General features: G+C 62.6%; 13 protein-coding genes and 1 pseudogene. 9 read left to right on the top strand and 5 right to left on the bottom strand.

The window, feature by feature from the left end; all coding sequences use genetic code 11:
- Positions 1–22 precede the first annotated feature (22 nt).
- On the bottom strand, positions 23–796 hold the full coding sequence (locus J1C56_RS29950) for a gamma-glutamyl-gamma-aminobutyrate hydrolase family protein (RefSeq protein ID WP_214393584.1): 774 nt from the start codon (positions 794–796) through the stop codon (positions 23–25).
- A gap of 297 nt (positions 797–1,093) precedes the next feature.
- Here J1C56_RS29950 and J1C56_RS29955 point away from each other — a divergent pair, with 297 nt between their 5' ends.
- On the top strand, positions 1,094–2,203 hold the full coding sequence (locus J1C56_RS29955; RefSeq protein WP_115730829.1) for a TRAP transporter substrate-binding protein: 1,110 nt from the start codon (positions 1,094–1,096) through the stop codon (positions 2,201–2,203).
- A gap of 19 nt (positions 2,204–2,222) precedes the next feature.
- Here the strand turns inward: J1C56_RS29955 and J1C56_RS29960 are convergent, their stop codons facing one another.
- The 4 genes from J1C56_RS29960 to J1C56_RS29975 form a co-directional block, all read right to left on the bottom strand.
- Positions 2,223–2,621 (bottom strand): VOC family protein, encoded by a 399-nt coding sequence (locus J1C56_RS29960; protein WP_214393585.1) that lies wholly within the window; start codon positions 2,619–2,621, stop codon positions 2,223–2,225.
- A gap of 428 nt (positions 2,622–3,049) precedes the next feature.
- The gene (locus J1C56_RS29965) at positions 3,050–4,801 is read right to left on the bottom strand and encodes a TRAP transporter large permease (RefSeq protein ID WP_214393586.1); all 1,752 of its coding nucleotides are present in this window, start codon (positions 4,799–4,801) and stop codon (positions 3,050–3,052) included.
- The gene (locus J1C56_RS29970) at positions 4,798–5,382 is read right to left on the bottom strand and encodes a TRAP transporter small permease subunit (protein WP_214393587.1); all 585 of its coding nucleotides are present in this window, start codon (positions 5,380–5,382) and stop codon (positions 4,798–4,800) included. Before J1C56_RS29970 ends, J1C56_RS29965 begins: the two co-directional genes overlap by 4 nt.
- 208 nt (positions 5,383–5,590) lie before the next feature.
- Positions 5,591–6,496: a branched-chain amino acid ABC transporter permease gene (locus J1C56_RS29975; RefSeq protein WP_214393588.1), complete on the bottom strand. Its 906-nt coding sequence runs from the start codon at positions 6,494–6,496 to the stop codon at positions 5,591–5,593.
- Between the two features lie 96 nt (positions 6,497–6,592).
- On the opposite strand from J1C56_RS29975, the gene J1C56_RS29980 reads away from it, so the two are divergent.
- The 8 genes and pseudogenes from J1C56_RS29980 to J1C56_RS30015 all read left to right on the top strand — a co-directional run.
- The gene (locus tag J1C56_RS29980) at positions 6,593–7,192 is read left to right on the top strand and encodes a CGNR zinc finger domain-containing protein (protein ID WP_214393589.1); all 600 of its coding nucleotides are present in this window, start codon (positions 6,593–6,595) and stop codon (positions 7,190–7,192) included.
- Positions 7,185–7,718, top strand: a complete 534-nt coding sequence (locus J1C56_RS29985; protein ID WP_214393590.1) for a hypothetical protein — start codon at positions 7,185–7,187, stop codon at positions 7,716–7,718. Before J1C56_RS29980 ends, J1C56_RS29985 begins: the two co-directional genes overlap by 8 nt.
- A gap of 206 nt (positions 7,719–7,924) precedes the next feature.
- Complete coding sequence (locus tag J1C56_RS29990; protein ID WP_214393591.1) at positions 7,925–11,401, top strand: indolepyruvate ferredoxin oxidoreductase family protein; 3,477 nt, start codon at positions 7,925–7,927, stop codon at positions 11,399–11,401.
- Between the two features lie 139 nt (positions 11,402–11,540).
- Complete coding sequence (locus tag J1C56_RS29995; RefSeq protein WP_214393592.1) at positions 11,541–13,850, top strand: putative bifunctional diguanylate cyclase/phosphodiesterase; 2,310 nt, start codon at positions 11,541–11,543, stop codon at positions 13,848–13,850.
- 155 nt (positions 13,851–14,005) lie between these two features.
- Positions 14,006–14,785 carry an N-acyl amino acid synthase FeeM domain-containing protein gene (locus J1C56_RS30000; RefSeq protein WP_214393593.1) on the top strand — a complete coding sequence of 260 codons (780 nt, stop codon included), beginning with the start codon at positions 14,006–14,008 and terminating at the stop codon, positions 14,783–14,785.
- Positions 14,786–14,832: 47 nt separating this feature from the next.
- Positions 14,833–16,143 (top strand): ABC transporter substrate-binding protein, encoded by a 1,311-nt coding sequence (locus tag J1C56_RS30005; protein WP_214393594.1) that lies wholly within the window; start codon positions 14,833–14,835, stop codon positions 16,141–16,143.
- 361 nt (positions 16,144–16,504) lie between these two features.
- Complete coding sequence (locus J1C56_RS30010) at positions 16,505–16,753, top strand: aa3-type cytochrome c oxidase subunit IV (protein WP_214393595.1); 249 nt, start codon at positions 16,505–16,507, stop codon at positions 16,751–16,753.
- Positions 16,754–17,042: 289 nt separating this feature from the next.
- Positions 17,043–17,298 (top strand): annotated as a pseudogene (locus J1C56_RS30015) (Re/Si-specific NAD(P)(+) transhydrogenase subunit alpha); the annotation flags it as partial.

The raw sequence follows: 17,298 nt of genomic DNA on the forward strand, positions 1-17,298 counted from the left end.
CGGCGAGGGGAAACGCCCGGAGCTACTCGGCTGCCGTCCGTGCAGCCTGACGCGCGACCGCATGGGCGCGCACGGCGTCGCCGAAGGCCTTGAAGATGCGCTGCGAGACGTCGTCGGACTTGACCCAGTATTCGGGGTGCCATTGCACGCCGACGGCGAAGGCGCGGGAGTCACGGACCGACACTGCTTCGACGGTGCCGTCCGGCGCCACCGCTTCGACCTGCAGCTTCGAACCGAGCCGTTCCACCGCCTGGCGGTGGACCGAGTTGACCATGATGTCGCCTGGGCCGAACACGCCGGCAAGACAGCTACCCGGCTTGATGGTCGCCACCTGGTGGATGGCGAAGCGTTCGTCCTGGTTGTCGCTGACCGGCGCGCGGTGATCGGCGATGCCTTCGCGATCCTGGATTTCGGTGGCGAGCGAGCCGCCTAGGGCGACGTTGAGCTCCTGGATGCCACGGCAGATAGCGAGCAGCGGCACGCCGCGCTCGATCGCCTTGCGGATCAGCGGCATCGTCGTGGAGTCGCGCGCAAAATCGTAAGGGCCGTTGGCCTCGGTCGCTTCCTCGCCATAGAGGCGCGGATCGACGTTGGACTTCGAGCCGGTCAGCATCACGCCATCGACGGAGGACAAAAGCTCGTCGAGGTCGAGGCGGTCGCCGAAATTGGGCACCAGCACCGGCAGCACGCCTGCGCCTGATATCGCCGCCTCCAGGTACTGCTGGGGCGCCGCATGCCAGGTGTAGTTCTCGAACTGCTTGACGTCTGACGACACGGCGACGAGCGGCTGGTGCATGATCGGGTTCGAATCCTTGTGGAAAGCAGGTGGTTTCCTTGCCTACAAAATAGGCGATCCCGAGGCGCTTTTCCAACACAAGTTTGCATATCTCGTATGTGCCAGACAGGCGGGATTAGACTATAGTTTTAGATGCTTGCCTTGCCCCAGCGTTTTGGGCGGCCAAACTTTCCCCGCCCTCTCGGGCGCGCTTTACTCATCCCCTTCGCCGTGTATTGTCGCGGTCGGCGTTAGTGGTGGGAGGCCAGATATTTCCCCAGCGTCGTATGTCTTTCGGTCCACTATGGGAGGATTTTGATGGATCGCCGTTCATTTATCAGGAAGGCCGGAACCACCGGCGTAGGTGCGGCCGCCGCCGCAGCGACGCTTGCGGCACCGGCAATTGCCCAGTCCAATCCCAAGATCACATGGCGGCTCGCGTCGTCCTTCCCGAAGTCGCTCGACACCATCTATGGTGGTGCTGAAGTCCTGTCGAAGCACCTGTCGGAAGCCACTGACGGCAACTTCACCATCCAGGTGTTTGCAGCCGGCGAAATCGTGCCTGGCCTGCAGGCAGCAGACGCAACGACCGCCGGTACGGTCGAAGCCTGTCACACGGTGGCATATTATTACTGGGGCAAGGACCCCACGTGGGCGCTCGGTGCGGCCGTTCCGTTCGCGCTCAATGCACGCGGCATGAACGCCTGGCACTACCATGGCGGTGGCATCGACCTGTTCAACGAATTCCTGGCGACCCAGGGTCTCTACGGTCTGCCCGGCGGCAACACCGGCGTGCAGATGGGAGGCTGGTTCCGCAAGGAGATCAACACGGTCGCGGATCTGCAGGGCCTGAAGATGCGCATCGGCGGTTTCGCCGGCAAGGTCGTCGAGCGGCTCGGCGTCGTGCCGCAGCAGATCGCCGGCGGCGACATCTACCCGGCGCTGGAAAAGGGCACCATCGACGCTGCCGAATGGGTCGGCCCTTATGACGACGAGAAGCTCGGCTTCCAGAAGGTCGCGCCCTACTACTATTATCCCGGCTGGTGGGAAGGTGGCCCGACGGTCCACTTCATGTTCAACAAGGCCAAGGTCGAGGAGCTCCCGGCAGCCTACAAGGCGCTGCTGCGCACGGCGGCCCAGGCGGCCGACGCCAACATGCTGCAGAAGTACGACTTCCTCAACCCAACGGCGGTCAAGAGCCTTGTTGCCAACGGAGCCCAGCTGCGTCCGTTCAGCCCGGAAATCCTCTCGGCCTGCTTCGACAAGGCAAACGAGGTCTATGCCGAGATGGAAGCCAGCAATCCCGGCTTCAAGAAGATCTGGGATTCGATCAAGGGGTTCCGCAAGGAGCACTATCTCTGGGCGCAGATCGCCGAGTACAACTACGACACCTTCATGATGATCCAGCAGCGCAACGGCAAGCTCTAAGCTTCCGCACTGCACCGTGTCAGAGGCCCGAGGCGCACATGCGTCCCGGGCCTTTTCGTTTGCTCAGGAGGAGGCGACCTCGACGAAGAACGCCGCCGGGGGCATTGCAATAGAAGGTCGTCGACCCGCCGCGCGTCAGCTTCTGCACCTCGCCCGTGTCGAAACCGGCCTCGGCCAACTCGGCCTGTTTCGCGCGGACCCTCCGAGGGCTATCGACGAAGAAGCCGACATGGAAACCGGAGGGGTAGGGGCCGTCATCCCTGGACGGTTTCATCAGGTTGAGCACGAAGCCATCGGTGCCGCGCAAGACGGCAAATGCTTCCTGGCCGCGCATGTCGAGCTGTTCGAAGCCGAAGTGGGAGACGAAGAAGCCCGACAGGGCGGCGACGTCGGTGGTAGTCAGATTGGCGTGATTCATGTTCGTTTTCCTGTCCTTGATGGGTTGCGGACAGGATTTGACATATCGAGACCGGAAAGACCGTGCGCTGACGTTCAGCGTGTTGCCACAAACCCGCCGGCCGCGCGGCAAGTGCCATCGCAGTCCGGCCGTGGGACCTCCCGCATAACGGTGGACAGGCTTCCAAGGGGGAAGTGACCGGACTTACCGAACCGGTCATGTCTTTTTCGGCGATCGCCAAATACCAGCATTGTAAAGTTCTGGCAAAGACAAAGTCGTGTCGATGAGGTTGGGTGCGTTGTTCATGCCGATTGCCTGTTCAGAGCAAATCAAGTCAGAACGGCGGTCTCAGCCTGGCACAGCTGTACTTTAACGCCAACAGCCGGACCGCAACTCGTGTCGGGGTAAATGAAAAGGGCGCCAGGTGGGCGCCCTTTCGGTTTGCGGTTTCAGTTGAAGCTCGGCGGCTTCGTCAGGTCGTTGGCAGGTACCGCCGGCGCGGTACCCGGTGCCGGCGCCGTGCCGGGAGCAGGTGCCGTACCGGGAGCCGGCGCACCGAGCGGCGGCAGGCCGATCCCGCCACCCAAACCGGGCATGTCGGGCATCTTGATCTCGATTGTGCTCGGATCGACCGTCTTGCCCTTGTAGTGCATGACCATTTGCGGAAACGCGATTGTCAGCCCGATCATGATGATCTGGATGCACACGAAGGGAACCGCACCCCAGTAGATCTGCCCCGTCGTCACCGGCTCGATGTTCTTGCCCGTGATGCGGTCGAGATAGGGCACGCGGGCCGCGACCGAACGCAGGTAGAACAGCGCGAAGCCGAACGGCGGATGCATGAAGCTGGTCTGCATGTTGACGCCCAACAGCACGCCGAACCAGATCAGGTCGATGCCGAGCTTGTCGGCGGCCGGCGCCAGCAGCGGCACGATGATGAAGGCCAGCTCGAAGAAATCGAGGAAGAAGGCCAGCAGGAAGACCAGGATGTTGACGGCGATCAGGAAGCCGACCTCGCCGCCGGGCAGCGACACCAGCAGGTGCTCGACCCACAGATGGCCGTTGACGCCGTAGAAGGTCAGCGAAAACACCCGGGCGCCGATCAGGATGAACAGCACGAAGGACGACAGCCTCGTCGTCGAGGCCAGCGCCTGGCGAATGACGTCAAGCGAAAGCCGTCCCTTGATCGCGGCCATGATCAGGGCGCCCACCGCGCCCATCGCTCCGCCTTCGGTCGGCGTGGCGATGCCGAGGAAGATAGTGCCGAGCACGAGGAAGATCAGCGCGAGCGGCGGGATCAGCACGATGATGACCTGCTGCGCCAGTCGCGACATCATGTTGAACTTGAGGCCGCGGTCGAGGATAGCCGCGATGTAGATGACGACGACGCCGACGCTGGCGCCGAGGATATCGGCATTGGCGCCGTGAGTCGGCGACAGGTAGACATGCGCGGCATAGGCGATCACCGCTGCCAGCAGCAATGCCGCAAACAGCGAGGTCACGCCGTGGCCGAGCGTGCGCGCCTCGAGCGGCAGGGCCGGCATCGATTTCGGCCGGAAGATCGACATCAGGAAGATGTAGCCCATGTACAGCCCGGTCAGCACCAGGCCGGGGATCAGCGCGCCCTTGTACATGTCGCCGACCGAACGGCCGAGCTGGTCGGCCAGCACGATCAGCACGAGCGAGGGCGGGATGATCTGGGCCAGTGTTCCCGACGCCGCGATGACGCCTGAAGCGAGCCGCCGGTCGTAGCCGTAGCGCAGCATGATCGGCAGCGAGATCAAGCCCATGGCGATGACCGAGGCGGCAACCACGCCGGTGGTCGCCGCGAGCAGCGCACCGACGAAGATCACCGCATAAGCGAGGCCGCCACGGATCGGACCGAACAGCTGGCCAATGGTGTCGAGCAGGTCTTCGGCCATGCCGGAGCGTTCGAGCACGATGCCCATGAAGGTGAAGAACGGGATCGCCAGCAGCGTCTCGTTCGACATCACCCCCCAGAAGCGCTCTGGCAGCGCGTAGAGCAACGGCCAGGACAGGTTGATCGAGTTGTTCGAATAGGGCGCAAGTTCGACGCCGATGAAGAAGAACAGCAAGCCGTTGGCGGCAAGCGAAAAGGCGACGGGATAGCCGAGCAGCATGAAGACGATGAGCGAGAAGAACATGATCGGCGCCATGTTCTGGGCGATGAACTCGATCATGGGCGCACCTCGTCAGCCAGCGCCTTGCCTTCAAGCTCCGCTTGTTCGTGGGCTGAGATGAAAGGCGTGGGGTCTTCCATGTCGCCGCGCATGATGGCGATCTTCTTGATGATCTCCGAGATGCCCTGGAAACCGAGCTGTACGAAACCACACAGCAGCAGCGCCTTGGCCGGCCACAGGATCAGGCCGCCGGAGCTCGACGACATTTCGCCCGAGCGGAACGACAGGCTCACATAGGGGACGAAATAGAAGATCATCAGGATGACGAAGGGCATCAAAAATAGCAGGTGTCCGAGCAGGTCGATCCAGTGCTGCACCCGGCGCGAGAACATGCCGTAGACGATGTCGATGCGGATATGCTCGTTCTGCTTCAGCGTATAGGCGGCGGCCAGCATGAAGGCGGCGCCGAACAGGTACCACTGCAGCTCCAGCCAGGCATTGGACGACATGTTGAAGGTCTTGCGGATGACCGCGTTGCCGGCACTGACGAGAATGGCAACCAGAATCGCCCAGGATACCGTCTTGCCGATTGCCTCGTTGATGCGGTCAATGAACCTGGATAGAGCGAGAAGCCCTGCCATGCATTCCTCCCTGATTTGATGGGGCAGCCGATGTTCCCCGACGTTCTTTTTTCCGGCACTCCCCTTATGTCCATGGGTATGCCGGTCATGGGTGTCGCGTCAACACGACAGCCTTAGGGCGTCAATTGCTGCGAAGGTCGCAATTCTGGGAAAAAGCTGCTGTGACGCTGCGGCATACAACCAAAGTCGCACACGCAAAGCGCCGGTTTCAGGCCGCGCTGGGGGCGTCCTTGCGGTCGCCGGCCAAGACCAGCATCGCCGCGAGCAAGCCATACATCCAGGCGTCGCGCCATTCGATCGGGAAGTAGCCTGCCCAAAGCGACTCGGCGATGCCGAAGGCGGTGGCGCCGAGCGCTGCCTTTCCAGGGGCGTAGTAGCCGCCGACCGCGGTGATGAACAATATCTTCAGGCCATAGACGAGGCCGGCGCCGAAGCCGAGATTGCCGTAATAAAGGGCCGCCAGTACACCGGCCAGGCCGGCGCACAGGCCGCCGAACAGCAACGCCCGATGAAATACGCGTGTCGTGTGGATGCCACAGAGTTTTGCGGCGAACGCGTCATCGGCGACTGCCCTCCAGTGCCGGCCGAAATTCGACCGCGCCACCAAGACGGCGCCGCAAGTGACGACGATTGCCGCCACCGTTGTGTTGATCAGCTGGATCACCGTCAGAGTCGCGATGAAGTTGCCATCAGAGGCAAAGACCAACGGTGTCGCCAGCATCGGCGGCAGCCAGTAATCATGCGTGTCGGCGGCGATGCGGCTCAGCTCCATCAGTGCCAGCATCACGCCGAGCGTGGCGGCGACGATAGCATTGGGCGAACGGCTGGCCAGCGGCGCAAAGACTGTTTGCGACAAGATTCGGCTGAGCAGAGCGGCGTAGGCAAGTGCCACGACGCCGCCGAAAGCGATCGTCGCCGGCAGCGTCAGCCATAATGCCTGGTAGCCGTAGACGGCCGCCAGGATCATGGTCTGGCCGCAGAAGGCGAAGATGCCGCCATAGGCGAGGTTGGTGCGCTGGAGCAGGCCGTTGCCAAGCGCATAGCCAAAGGCCAGCAGGCCATAGATCGCCGCCGAATGCACGCCGTTGAGGAGCTGTTGCAGGAAGTAGAGCATGCGTTGTCCGGCGGCGCGGACACCTTCCCGCGCTTGGACAAAACTGCGCTTCGGAATCTAACTTGTCAAATTGTGTTTACAGGTTAGATTTGAAGGATGGCCGTTTCCTGGACCCAACATCGTTTTTCCGGTGGCGTGCTTGCGCTCGACACGACCAACACCGTCGTGTTGCGGGGCGATATGGCGCGCAGTTTCGACCGCTTCGATGATCCTGAGGAGATCGCCCGCTTCGCCATGGCTGCGAGCGGCTTTCGCGCCGACGAGCTCAAGGGCAGGGCGCTTGTTGCACCCGACCCGCAGGCCATCGCTGGCAAGGTGATAGTGATCCGCGAAGCCACCGATCGGCTGTTCAGGCGAACGGTGACAGCCGGCGCGCTTGCGACAGCCGACATGCCGGAATTCCTCAACGCCTGTGCCGATGGGCTCGCTGGCTCGCGCGAAAGCCTGAGTGCCGCTGCGCCATTCGGCTCGACGCTGGAACCGCTGGCGTTCGAGGCGGCACTCGCCGTGTCGGCGCTGTCGCTGTTGTCCGCCGGCACCATGTTCCGGCTCCGGATCTGCCCGAACTGCAACTGGCTGTTCGTCGACCGCAGCCGCAACGGCAGCCGGCTGTGGTGCGACATGGCCGTCTGCGGCAACCGCCAGAAGGCGAGGCGCCACTACGGCAGGCGCAAGGAGGAGGTGGCGAATGCCTGAGCGGAGATTTTTGCGCGCGGCTTTTGCCCTTGCGGCGCTCGCTTCGCTGGCGTTGGCCGGCTGCCGCGAAAGCGGTGGCGAGGGCGAGTATTTCGAGCTGTCCGGCCGGCTGTTCGTCTTCAACTACCGGGTCGCGACCGTGCAGTACCTGGTGACGCTGCGGCCGCTGAAGCCGGTCGGCGAGGGCGAGGTCGCGGTCGCGAGTTTCGAAAACCCCGCCGGCGGCGAGGCGCTTGTCGTGCGCCAGAAGATATGGCCGCTCAACGACAAGGTGACGATCAACAGCCCGCCGCTTGAATGCGTGGTCAAGGATAGGCCTTACAAGGTGTCGATCCGCATCGAGGATGCGAAGGGCCGGCTGATGCAGGCGCTGGAGACGACGATGGTCTCGTCGCAGGACCAGTCGGTGCTGCCCGACAAGCCGCTTGTCGTCGGCCCGCTCTACGAGCCCAATCCAGAGCTGAAGGGCCATCCCGACGGGCATCTGCCCGGCGGCCGCGGCGTGACCTGTCCGCCTGCTGCCTGAGCTTTCCGGCCAACGAAACTTTCGTGCGCTTGGACGGTCCCCGCTTTCGGATTCGTGCGTGGCCAGCGGCCATATGCAGCTTCGATTGTTCTTTTCCCCAAGCAAAGAAATTCGTTTGACGCGACAGCCGCGCCCGGAAAAGCTATCGCTAGGCTACCCAAGGTCAGCCGCCCGAATCGAGGGTGGTTGGGGCACAGGAAATGCTGATGACGCTTCACGACGTCGCTCTCGATGACAAGTTCGACCTAGGCAAGGAGCGGATCTTCCTCTCCGGGGCCCAGGCCGTCATCCGGATGCTGCTGATGCAGCGCGAGCGTGACCGGCTCGCAGGCCTCGATACCGCAGGCTTTGTCTCCGGCTATCGCGGATCGCCGCTCGGCGGGCTCGACCTGCAGCTTTGGAAGGCCAAGACGCAGCTGGCGCAGTCCAGCATCGTCTTCCAGCCCGGCCTCAACGAGGAACTGGCAGCCACCGCTTGCTGGGGCTCGCAACAGGCCGAGCTGATGGGCGAGGGCAAGCATGACGGCGTGTTTTCGGTCTGGTACGGCAAAGGGCCCGGCGTCGACCGCTCCGGCGATGTCTTCCGCCACGCCAACCTTGCCGGTTCGTCCAAGAAGGGCGGCGTGCTGGCGCTGATGGGCGACGACCATACCGCCGAATCCTCGACCAACGCGCATGCCACCGAGTTCCTGTTCGTCGACACGATGATCCCGATCCTCAATCCGGGCGGGGTGCAGGAGCTGATCGACTACGGCCTCTACGGTTTTGCCCTGTCGCGCTTTGCCGGCACCTGGGCGGCGATCAAATGCGTCAAGGACAACATCGAATCCACCGCATCCGTCGATGCCTCGCTCGGCCGGCTCAATATCGTCATTCCCGAATTCGACATGCCACCCGGCGGGCTCAACATCCGCCACGAGCTCGACCAACTCGGCCAGGAAGCGCGGCTGCATGAATACAAGCGCGCCGCTGCTTCCGCCTTCATCCGCGCCAACAACATCAACCGCATCGTCTATTCCGGCGGCCGCAAGCCCAAGATCGGCATCATCACCGTCGGCAAGAGCTTCCTCGACGTGCGCCAGGCGCTCGACGATCTCGGCATCGACGAGAGCCGAGCCAACCAGCTCGGCATCCGCCTGTTCAAGGTCGGCTGCCCATGGCCGCTCGACATCGAGCACATCCGCGAATTCGCCCGCGATCTGGAAATGATCGTCGTCGTCGAGGAGAAGCGCTCGCTGCTCGAAGTCCAGGTGCGCGAGGAGCTCTACGGCACCTCGATGCAGCCGAAGGTCGTCGGCAAGAAGGACGAGCGCGGCGATTGGCTGTTTCCGGCCAAGGGCGCGCTCGACCCCAACGATATCGCCATCGCCATTGGCGAGCGCGTGCTCAAGGTCATCGGCCCGTCGGAGGAGATCGCCGCCCGTGTCAGCCGCTTGCGCCAGTACCAGGCGATGCTGGCCGATACAACGGATGTGGCGTCACGCACGCCGTTCTTCTGCTCCGGCTGCCCACACAATTCCTCGACCAATGTGCCGGAGGGCTCGATCGCCGGTGCCGGCATCGGCTGCCACTTCATGTCGTTGTGGATGGACCGCAGCACCGTCGGCTTCACCGCCATGGGCGGCGAGGGCGCGCAATGGGTCGGCCAGGCGCCGTTCACCAAGCGCGAGCACATCTTCCAGAATCTCGGCGACGGCACCTACAACCACTCGGGCACGCTGGCGCTCCGCTTCGCGCTCGCCTCCGATGCCAACATCACCTACAAGATCCTCTACAACGATGCCGTCGCGATGACCGGCGGCCAGCCGCATGAAGGCAGCCTGACCGTCGACATGATCGCGCGCCAGGTCCGGGCGGAAGGCGTCGAGCGCATCGCCGTCGTCACCGACGAGCCGGACAAGTATGGCGGTCGTACGCAGTTTCCCGTCGGCACGACGTTCCATCACCGCGACGATCTCGACCTCGTCCAGCGCGAGCTGCGCGACATCAAGGGTGTCACCGTCCTGCTCTACGACCAGACCTGCGCCGCCGAAAAACGCCGTCGGCGCAAGCGCGGTACCTTCCCCGATCCCGACAAGCGCGTCTTCATCAACGAACTCGTCTGCGAGGGCTGCGGCGACTGCGGCGTCAAGTCGAACTGCGTCTCGATCCAGCCTGTCGAAACCGAGTTCGGCCGCAAGCGCAAGATCGACCAGTCGAGCTGCAACAAGGACTTCTCCTGCGTCAACGGCTTCTGCCCGTCTTTCGTTACGGTGCATGGCGCCAGGATCCGCAAGGCCGAAGGCATAGCCGGCACCTCCGACGCGTTGTCAGGCGTGCCCGAGCCAAGGCAGTTCCCACTCGACCGCGACGGCTGGGCAGCGATCATCGATGGCGTCGGCGGCACCGGTGTCGTCACCGTCGGTGCGGTGCTCGGCATGGCAGCCCATCTCGAGGGCAAGGGCTGCGGCATGATCGACATGGCCGGCCTCGCCCAGAAGGGCGGCTCGGTGTTCACCCATGTCCGTATCGCGCGTGCGCCCGACGACATCAACGCCATCCGCGTTTCGGCAGGCAAGGCCGACCTGATCCTCGGCTGCGACCTCGTCGTGTCGGGCGCCAAGAAGGTGCTGGCGGCGGTGCGCGAAAACCACACCATCTTCGTGGCCAACACCGCCGAGATCATGCCCGGCGAGTTCACCCGGTCGGCCGATTTCTCGCTGCCGACTGAACGGCTGAAGAAGACCATCCGCGAAGCGGCCGGCGAAGCGAACGCGCATTTCTTCGACGCCACCCGTACTGCGTCGGCCCTGTTCGGCAATTCGCTCGGCGCAAACATGTTCATGCTCGGCTTTGCCTTCCAGCATGACGGCCTGCCGCTGTCGGCCGAGGCGGTCGAAAAGGCGATCGCGCTCAACGGCGAGGCCGTGGCGATGAATGTCGCGGCCTTCCGCTGGGGCCGCCGGGCTGCGCATGAGCCGGAATTCGTCCGTGTGATGATTGGCCGTTCTGGCCATGGCGACACGCCTGCCGTGCCGCAGACGCTCGACGAGATGATCGCCCGCCGTGCCGAGTTCCTGACAGCCTATCAGAACGCCGCCTATGCCGAGCGTTACATAGGTCGCATCGCATCGATCCGGGCTGCTGAGCAAAAGGCGAAGCCGGGCTCGACTGTTGTCACCGAAGCTGCGGCGCGCTCCCTGTTCAAGCTGATGGCGATCAAGGACGAATACGAGGTCGCACGGCTCTACACCGACGGCTCGTTCCAGCGCGAGCTGGCCAAGCAGTTCCAGGGCTACGACCGGCTTGAGTTCCATCTCGCGCCGCCGATCCTCGGCCGCAAGGGTAGGGATGGTACGCCGCGCAAATCGAGCTTCGGCCCCTGGATGATGCAGGGCTTCAAGCTGCTTTCGGCGATGAAGGGCTTGCGTGGCGGCGCTCTCGACGTCTTCGGCTACACCGCCGAGCGGCGAATGGAGCGCGCATTGCTCGGCCGCTACGAGGACGACCTCGAGCTGATCCGCGGTTCACTGTCGAGTGACAATCTTGACGCTGCGGCAGCTCTTGCATCAGTGCCGCAATTGATCCGCGGCTATGGCCACGTGAAGCACGCGAGCGTCGACAAGGCATCGGGGGAACGGGAACGGCTGGTCAGGCGGTTCAGCGCTGCGCCGTCGAGCCACGCCCTTCAGGCTGCCGAATAGGCGATACGACTTGTTTACCTGAACCTAAATTAGAGGTTGTGTCGCGTAATTGAGTAGCGTTCCAGGCACATGAAGGCTCGCTTTCTAAGCCTTTCTTAAGGCGTGTGTGGCAGTTCTTGGCCTCCCAGGCGGGCCTCGGATGCGCAGAAGAAACAACGAGATACCGGTCGACGTCTACATCCCCTTCGTGGAAACGCTTTTCCGCGACGGCTCGACGCTGGCTGTTGGCATCATAGCGCAGACGTTTCTGATCGGCGTTGTCTGGTGGAAGACCGCCCATCCGCTCTATCTGGTTGTCGCGCTCGTCATGGTGCTGGTCGGCACGCTGCGCATGCGAAATTTTCGCAAATACAATAGCTTACCGTCGCCGACAACTTGGGAAGAAGCTCACCAGCGCGAAAATGACTACATTCTCTACGGCACGCTGCACGGCGCCGCATTGGGTGCATTCTGCCTCGCCGGCATCTACTTCGCGCACGATACCTTCGCAGAGATTGCCTCTGTCTGCGTGACATTGGCCACGGCGACCTCGATTGCCGGACGCAACTACGGGTCGCCGCGGATGGTCATCATTCTGATCATTGCGCTGACGTGGCCGATCTCGGTCGGCTTCTTGCTTCGCGGCGACGGCTACCATGTCTTCTTGGGTCTTTTGTCCGCACCCTTCCTGTTTGCGATACGGAAATTCGCTGACACCGTGCGCGATGTTCTTTTCACTGCGGTGTCGGAGGAAAAGAAGGCCAATCGGTTGGCGCAGCGTTTCAATCGCGCGCTCAACACGATGTCGCATGGCCTTGTCATGCTCGGACCTGACGGGCGCGTAGCGGTTGCAAATGCGGAAGCCGCTCATTTGATGTCGGTCAAATCGCCGGAGGCGTTGCTCGGCCGCTCGATCCACGGCCTGCTGATGCGCGGCGTCGCCGGCGGCCAGCTTGCGCTCAAGGACTGCCGCTACATCGAGGCGCAACTGACGCGGGCTCTGCGCGAGGGCAGGGACCGCAAAGTCCTGGTAACGCTCGCCAATGGCCAGTGCCTGGAATTTTCGGCGCGCGAAGGCAGCCAGGAACTTGGCGTCATCACCTTCGAGGATGTGACCGCCCGCGTCGCCGCCGAAGAGAAGATCCGCTTCATGGCGCGTTACGACAGCCTGACCGGGCTGCCCAACCGCGCCTACTTTCATGAACTGGCGGCGGAATGCATTCTCTCCGGCGATCGCGATAGGCTATGCGCCCTTGCCGTTCTCGACCTCGACGATTTCAAGAGCGTCAATGATACGCTTGGCCATCCTGTGGGCGACGGGCTCATCTACGCAGTCGCCGAGCGGCTGGCGGCGTTTGCCAGCGACAGCGTCAAGGTCAGCCGCTTCGGCGGCGACGAGTTCATGATCTATTTCGACAACATCGACGACGAGAGCCATCTCAAGTTGATGCTCGACCGGATCTTCGCCGAAATGCAGGGCGAGGTCGACGTCGCCGGGCACGCCTTGCGCATCCAGGCAAGCGGTGGCGCTGTGCTGGGAAAAGTGCGCGAATCCGATGTCGACGCGATGATCGTCAAGGCCGACCTCGCGCTCTACAAGGCCAAGGAATCGGGCAAGAACAGCTGGCATCTGTTCGAAGCGGTGATGGACGCCGCCTTCCGCAACCGCCAGCTGATGAAGGCCGATCTGCGCAATGCGGTGGAGGCGCGTGCCTTGCGCGTCGTCTATCAGCCGATCGTTTCGATGAGCACGATGCGCATCGCCAGCTGCGAGGCGCTGTGCCGCTGGGACCATCCCGAGCTCGGTCCGGTTTCGCCCGCGACCTTCATTCCGCTCGCCGAAGAGATGGGCATCATCTCCGACATCAGCACCTTCGTGCTGCAGGCGGCCTGCGCCGAATGCGCCAAGTGGCCGGCACCGATCGGTGTCTCGGTCAATCTGTCCGCCAAGGATTTCCGCGATCGCGATGTCGTCGAAAAGGTGCGGGAGGCGCTTGCGGCTTCAGGCCTCGCGCCGCACCGCCTCGAAATCGAGGTCACGGAGACGGCATTGCTCGACGACAAGTCGTCGACACGCAGCTACATCGAAGAACTCAAGGCGATCGGCGTGCGCATTGCGCTCGACGATTTCGGCACCGGCTATTCCAGCTTGAGCTACCTGCACAAGCTGCCGCTCGACAAGGTCAAGATCGACCGCAGCTTCCTTGCCGATGTCGCCCAGAACCCACGTTCGCTGAAGCTGCTGAAGGGCATTGTCGACCTGTCGCGTCCGCTCGGCCTGTCGGTCACGGTCGAAGGGGTTGAGACCTTCGAACAGCTCAAGATCCTTGCGGTAGAAGTGCATCCCGACCTGGTCCAGGGCTTCCTGTTTGGATCGGCGCTGTCGTCGTCCGGCATTGAAACCATGTCGAACACAGTCTGGCCCTTCGCCAAGGACATCGGTCTCGCACGCATCACAGCCCGTCGTTGAAGTGAGTGGGGCGCGCCCAGCCCGCCCGACAAAAACGCTTGATTATCCGTTAATTGTTAACCTTAACGGAAGGTAAATAGGAACAGTTTGAATTTCATCTTTACATCATCTCGGCCTCCGCTACCTTTCGACTGGGCGGAAGTACGGGGAATACCATGACGATCCATCAAGCGACGTCCGGCGGAGACGCCGACGTTAAGAGTAGCAGTGCGTCCGAAGCGGGGTCGTCATTTGCGCGACACGTTTCGAACCTGCTCGAGCGCACCGAATACCGCCGCTGTGACAAGGGCGAAGATCTCGAGGACATTTATCGGCTCAGGTACAAATCGTACCGCTCGAACGACATGGTTCCCGACAACGAGAGCCACACCATCAGTGACGAGCTGGACGAGACGCCCAACGCCTACCGTTTTGGTGTCTATGTCGACCAGCGGCTGGTAAGCACGCTCCGGATCCACCACGTCACGCTCGCGACGCCATTTTCACCGTCTACCAAGGCATTCGGCGACATTGTCATGCCGATGCTGGCCGAGGGGCTGACCTTCATTTGTCCAAGTCGCTTCGCTTCGGACCCCGAATGGTCGCGGGTCTATCCGCAGATCCCCTACATCACGCTGCGCCTCGCGGGCATGGCTTGCTTTCATTTCAACGCGCCATACTGTCTGTCGACAGTTCGCGAGGACCATGCCGGCTTCTACAAGCGCATCTACTACTCCGAGCGGATCAGCGAGCCGCGTCCGTACCCAGGCGTGTTCAACAAGGTCGTGCTCTACCGCGCCGACGTCAACGGCATCCGCGAGCGCTCCTTCCAGCGGTTCCCATTCTTCAAGTCGACGCCGATGGAGCAGCGGCTGATGTTCGGCAGGCAGCCGATGGGCGAGCTCGCACCGCTGACCATCCTGCCGACGGCAAAATACTATCGCGAAGCTGCCTGAGCTTCGCGTAAGGTCGGCGGCGCTGTAATCCGGAATCTGCGGGAACAATGACGAGGCCTGTTATCAAGCATCTTTTGCGGGCAGCGTTGCTGCTCGGGATTTTCTTGCCCGCGCCCGCGCGCGCCGAAGACACGATCGCCATCGCCAACATGACGTTCCGGACCGGTCCGTTCGCCGATGTCGGCACGCCGCTGATGGACGGCCAGCGCGACTACATGCTGATGCTCAACGAGCGCGACGGCGGCATCAACGGCATCAAGCTGAATTACGACGAGTGCGAGACCGGCTTCAGCGTCGACAAGGGCCTCGAATGCTACGGCAAGGCCAAGGCATCGAGCCTGGTCACCCAGCCCTGGTCGCCCGCCATCGCCCTTGAACTCCTGCCGAAGGCCAGCGACGACAAGGTCCCGGTCCTGGCGCCGGGATACGGCTTCTCGGCCATGGCCGATGGCAAGCGTTTTCCGTGGGCGTTCAATCCGCCCGTCACCTACTGGGACGGTGCATCGATGATGCTCAAGAGCATATCGGGCGACGACCTCGACAGCCTGCGCGGCAAGAAGATCGTGCTGCTGCATCTCGACGGGGTCTACGGCGAGGAGCCGATCCCGCTGCTCCAGGCCTATGCCGACAGCTTCGACTTCACGCTCCTGCCTCTGCCCGTGGCGGCAAAGGAGATGCAAAACCAGTCGTCGCAATGGGCGAAGATAAAAAGCGAGAAACCGGATTTTGTGCTGCTGTGGGGCTGGGGGGCGATGAACGCCGGCGCTTTGGCCGAGGCGGTGAAATCAGGCTTTGCGATGGATAGGCTCGTCGGCATCTGGTGGTCGGCGCACGACGATGATCTGAAGGCGGCCGGCGACGCGGCTAAAGGCTATCGGGCCCTGTCGTGGAACCTGCCCGCGCCAGATGCCGAGGCGATCAAGGACATCCGTAAATACGTGATCGACGCCGGCAAGTCGCAGACGCCGGTGGAGGCACTCGACAAGCTGTTCTACCAGCGCGGCGTGCTGATCTCGATGTTGTCAGCCGAGGCGGTCAAGGCCGCGCAGGAGCATTTCGACAAAAGGCTGATCAATGGCGAACAGATGCGCTGGGGCCTCGAGAACCTCAAGATCGACGATGCCAGGCTGGCGTCGCTGGGCATGGTCGGGATGATCGGTCCGTTCTCGACCAGTTGCGCCAATCATGCCGGCCATGGCGGCGCCTGGATGCTGGAGTGGGACGGTGCCAGCTTCGTCAAGGCATCCGGCCTGCTGACCGCCGATGCCGAGATGATCACGCCGCTGGCCGAGCAGGAAGCCAGCAAGTTCGCGGCCGCGCATGCGCCGTGGCCGCTCAACGGAGCTTGCAAGAACTAGCGCCGTCCTTGCGCGGCGCACGACGCCGGCGCTGCCGCTTTCCGGTCCGCCAGAAAGCTGCTCTTGCCAATCGGCAGGAAAGCGGCTTCAGCCCGACTTCAACGGTTCGGGCGCGATGTCGTTGTGTGGCTGCATTGCCTCATCGTAACCTCTCGGCCGCCCCTTCCGCAGCCGTTGCTACCTCGTCTCGCGATATCAGTCATCGCGATCGCCATAAATAACTTGACGTTTGATCAAATGAGCATCTATTTCCTCGCTGGGGATTGATAATCTTGTCGCAGCCAAAGGGGCAATCTTTCCATTGCCCTGCAGCGCGCATTTAGGTATGTGCCCTTGAACTCGTTTTCCGGAGGGGACTCTCATGGCTGATACCACGCCGACCGGCCCGATCGAACTTGGCGCCCAGATGGACTATGCCGAGCACGAGAAAACCTATTCGACTTTCATTTCGCTTTCCAAATACGGCACGCTCGGCTGCGTCGCGCTGATGATCGCCATGGCCTTCGGCTTTTTCACGCCGGCCGGGTTCTTTTCGGGCGTCGTGCTGTTCCTGGTCATCTGCGGCGTTGGCGGCTACCTGCTGCGCGACGTGCCGACCCACATTCGCTGATTGATTTCCTGGCAGTCGCGGGGTTCCCGCGCCGGTTCGTGTCACGGCCAATTTCCGGCCGAAGCTGAACGGGCGATCTTCACTCGAAGAGCGTGGAACAAAGGCGGCTGCAAGCAATAACCTTGCCGGCGAAGCGCCCGGCAGGGCATGGTCCTGATAAGTTTTTGGTACGGGTGCGTCGGCGGCTTCTTCGTCACTACCCCATTAGATTTCGTTGGTAAGGCGCCGACGCGTCTGTGTGCGTCCGGCACTTTACGTTTGGTAAGGTTCCAACCGAAAGGACGTCACGGTGGGCCAGACGATATTCATACCCAGAGAGCTTGAGTTGATTGAGACCCGTGTTGGGGCTTCGCCGGATACGGTGAAACGCCTTGTGGGGCTTGGTTTCGAGGTTGTTGTCGAGACGGGTGCTGGGACTTTGTCGCGCATTCCCGATGCCGATTTTGCGGCGGTGGGGGCTGTCATCGGCAAGGCATCCGATGCGGCCAGGGCCGATGTGGTGCTGAAGGTGCGCCGGCCTTCGGAAGCCGAGCTCAAGGGCTACA

The organism is Aminobacter anthyllidis (assembly GCF_018555685.1).
Classification (GTDB): domain Bacteria; phylum Pseudomonadota; class Alphaproteobacteria; order Rhizobiales; family Rhizobiaceae; genus Aminobacter; species Aminobacter anthyllidis.

Excerpts from the sequence above, each read along its gene's own strand:
- J1C56_RS29950 (WP_214393584.1), bottom strand. The coding sequence starts at position 796 with ATGCACCAGCCGCTCGTCGCCGTGTCGTCAGACGTCAAGCAGTTCGAG.
- J1C56_RS29955 (WP_115730829.1), top strand. The coding sequence starts at position 1,094 with ATGGATCGCCGTTCATTTATCAGGAAGGCCGGAACCACCGGCGTAGGT.
- J1C56_RS29960 (WP_214393585.1), bottom strand. The coding sequence starts at position 2,621 with ATGAATCACGCCAATCTGACTACCACCGACGTCGCCGCCCTGTCGGGC.
- J1C56_RS29965 (WP_214393586.1), bottom strand. The coding sequence starts at position 4,801 with ATGATCGAGTTCATCGCCCAGAACATGGCGCCGATCATGTTCTTCTCG.
- J1C56_RS29970 (WP_214393587.1), bottom strand. The coding sequence starts at position 5,382 with ATGGCAGGGCTTCTCGCTCTATCCAGGTTCATTGACCGCATCAACGAG.
- J1C56_RS29975 (WP_214393588.1), bottom strand. The coding sequence starts at position 6,496 with ATGCTCTACTTCCTGCAACAGCTCCTCAACGGCGTGCATTCGGCGGCG.
- J1C56_RS29980 (WP_214393589.1), top strand. The coding sequence starts at position 6,593 with ATGGCCGTTTCCTGGACCCAACATCGTTTTTCCGGTGGCGTGCTTGCG.
- J1C56_RS29985 (WP_214393590.1), top strand. The coding sequence starts at position 7,185 with ATGCCTGAGCGGAGATTTTTGCGCGCGGCTTTTGCCCTTGCGGCGCTC.
- J1C56_RS29990 (WP_214393591.1), top strand. The coding sequence starts at position 7,925 with ATGACGCTTCACGACGTCGCTCTCGATGACAAGTTCGACCTAGGCAAG.
- J1C56_RS29995 (WP_214393592.1), top strand. The coding sequence starts at position 11,541 with ATGCGCAGAAGAAACAACGAGATACCGGTCGACGTCTACATCCCCTTC.
- J1C56_RS30000 (WP_214393593.1), top strand. The coding sequence starts at position 14,006 with ATGACGATCCATCAAGCGACGTCCGGCGGAGACGCCGACGTTAAGAGT.
- J1C56_RS30005 (WP_214393594.1), top strand. The coding sequence starts at position 14,833 with ATGACGAGGCCTGTTATCAAGCATCTTTTGCGGGCAGCGTTGCTGCTC.
- J1C56_RS30010 (WP_214393595.1), top strand. The coding sequence starts at position 16,505 with ATGGCTGATACCACGCCGACCGGCCCGATCGAACTTGGCGCCCAGATG.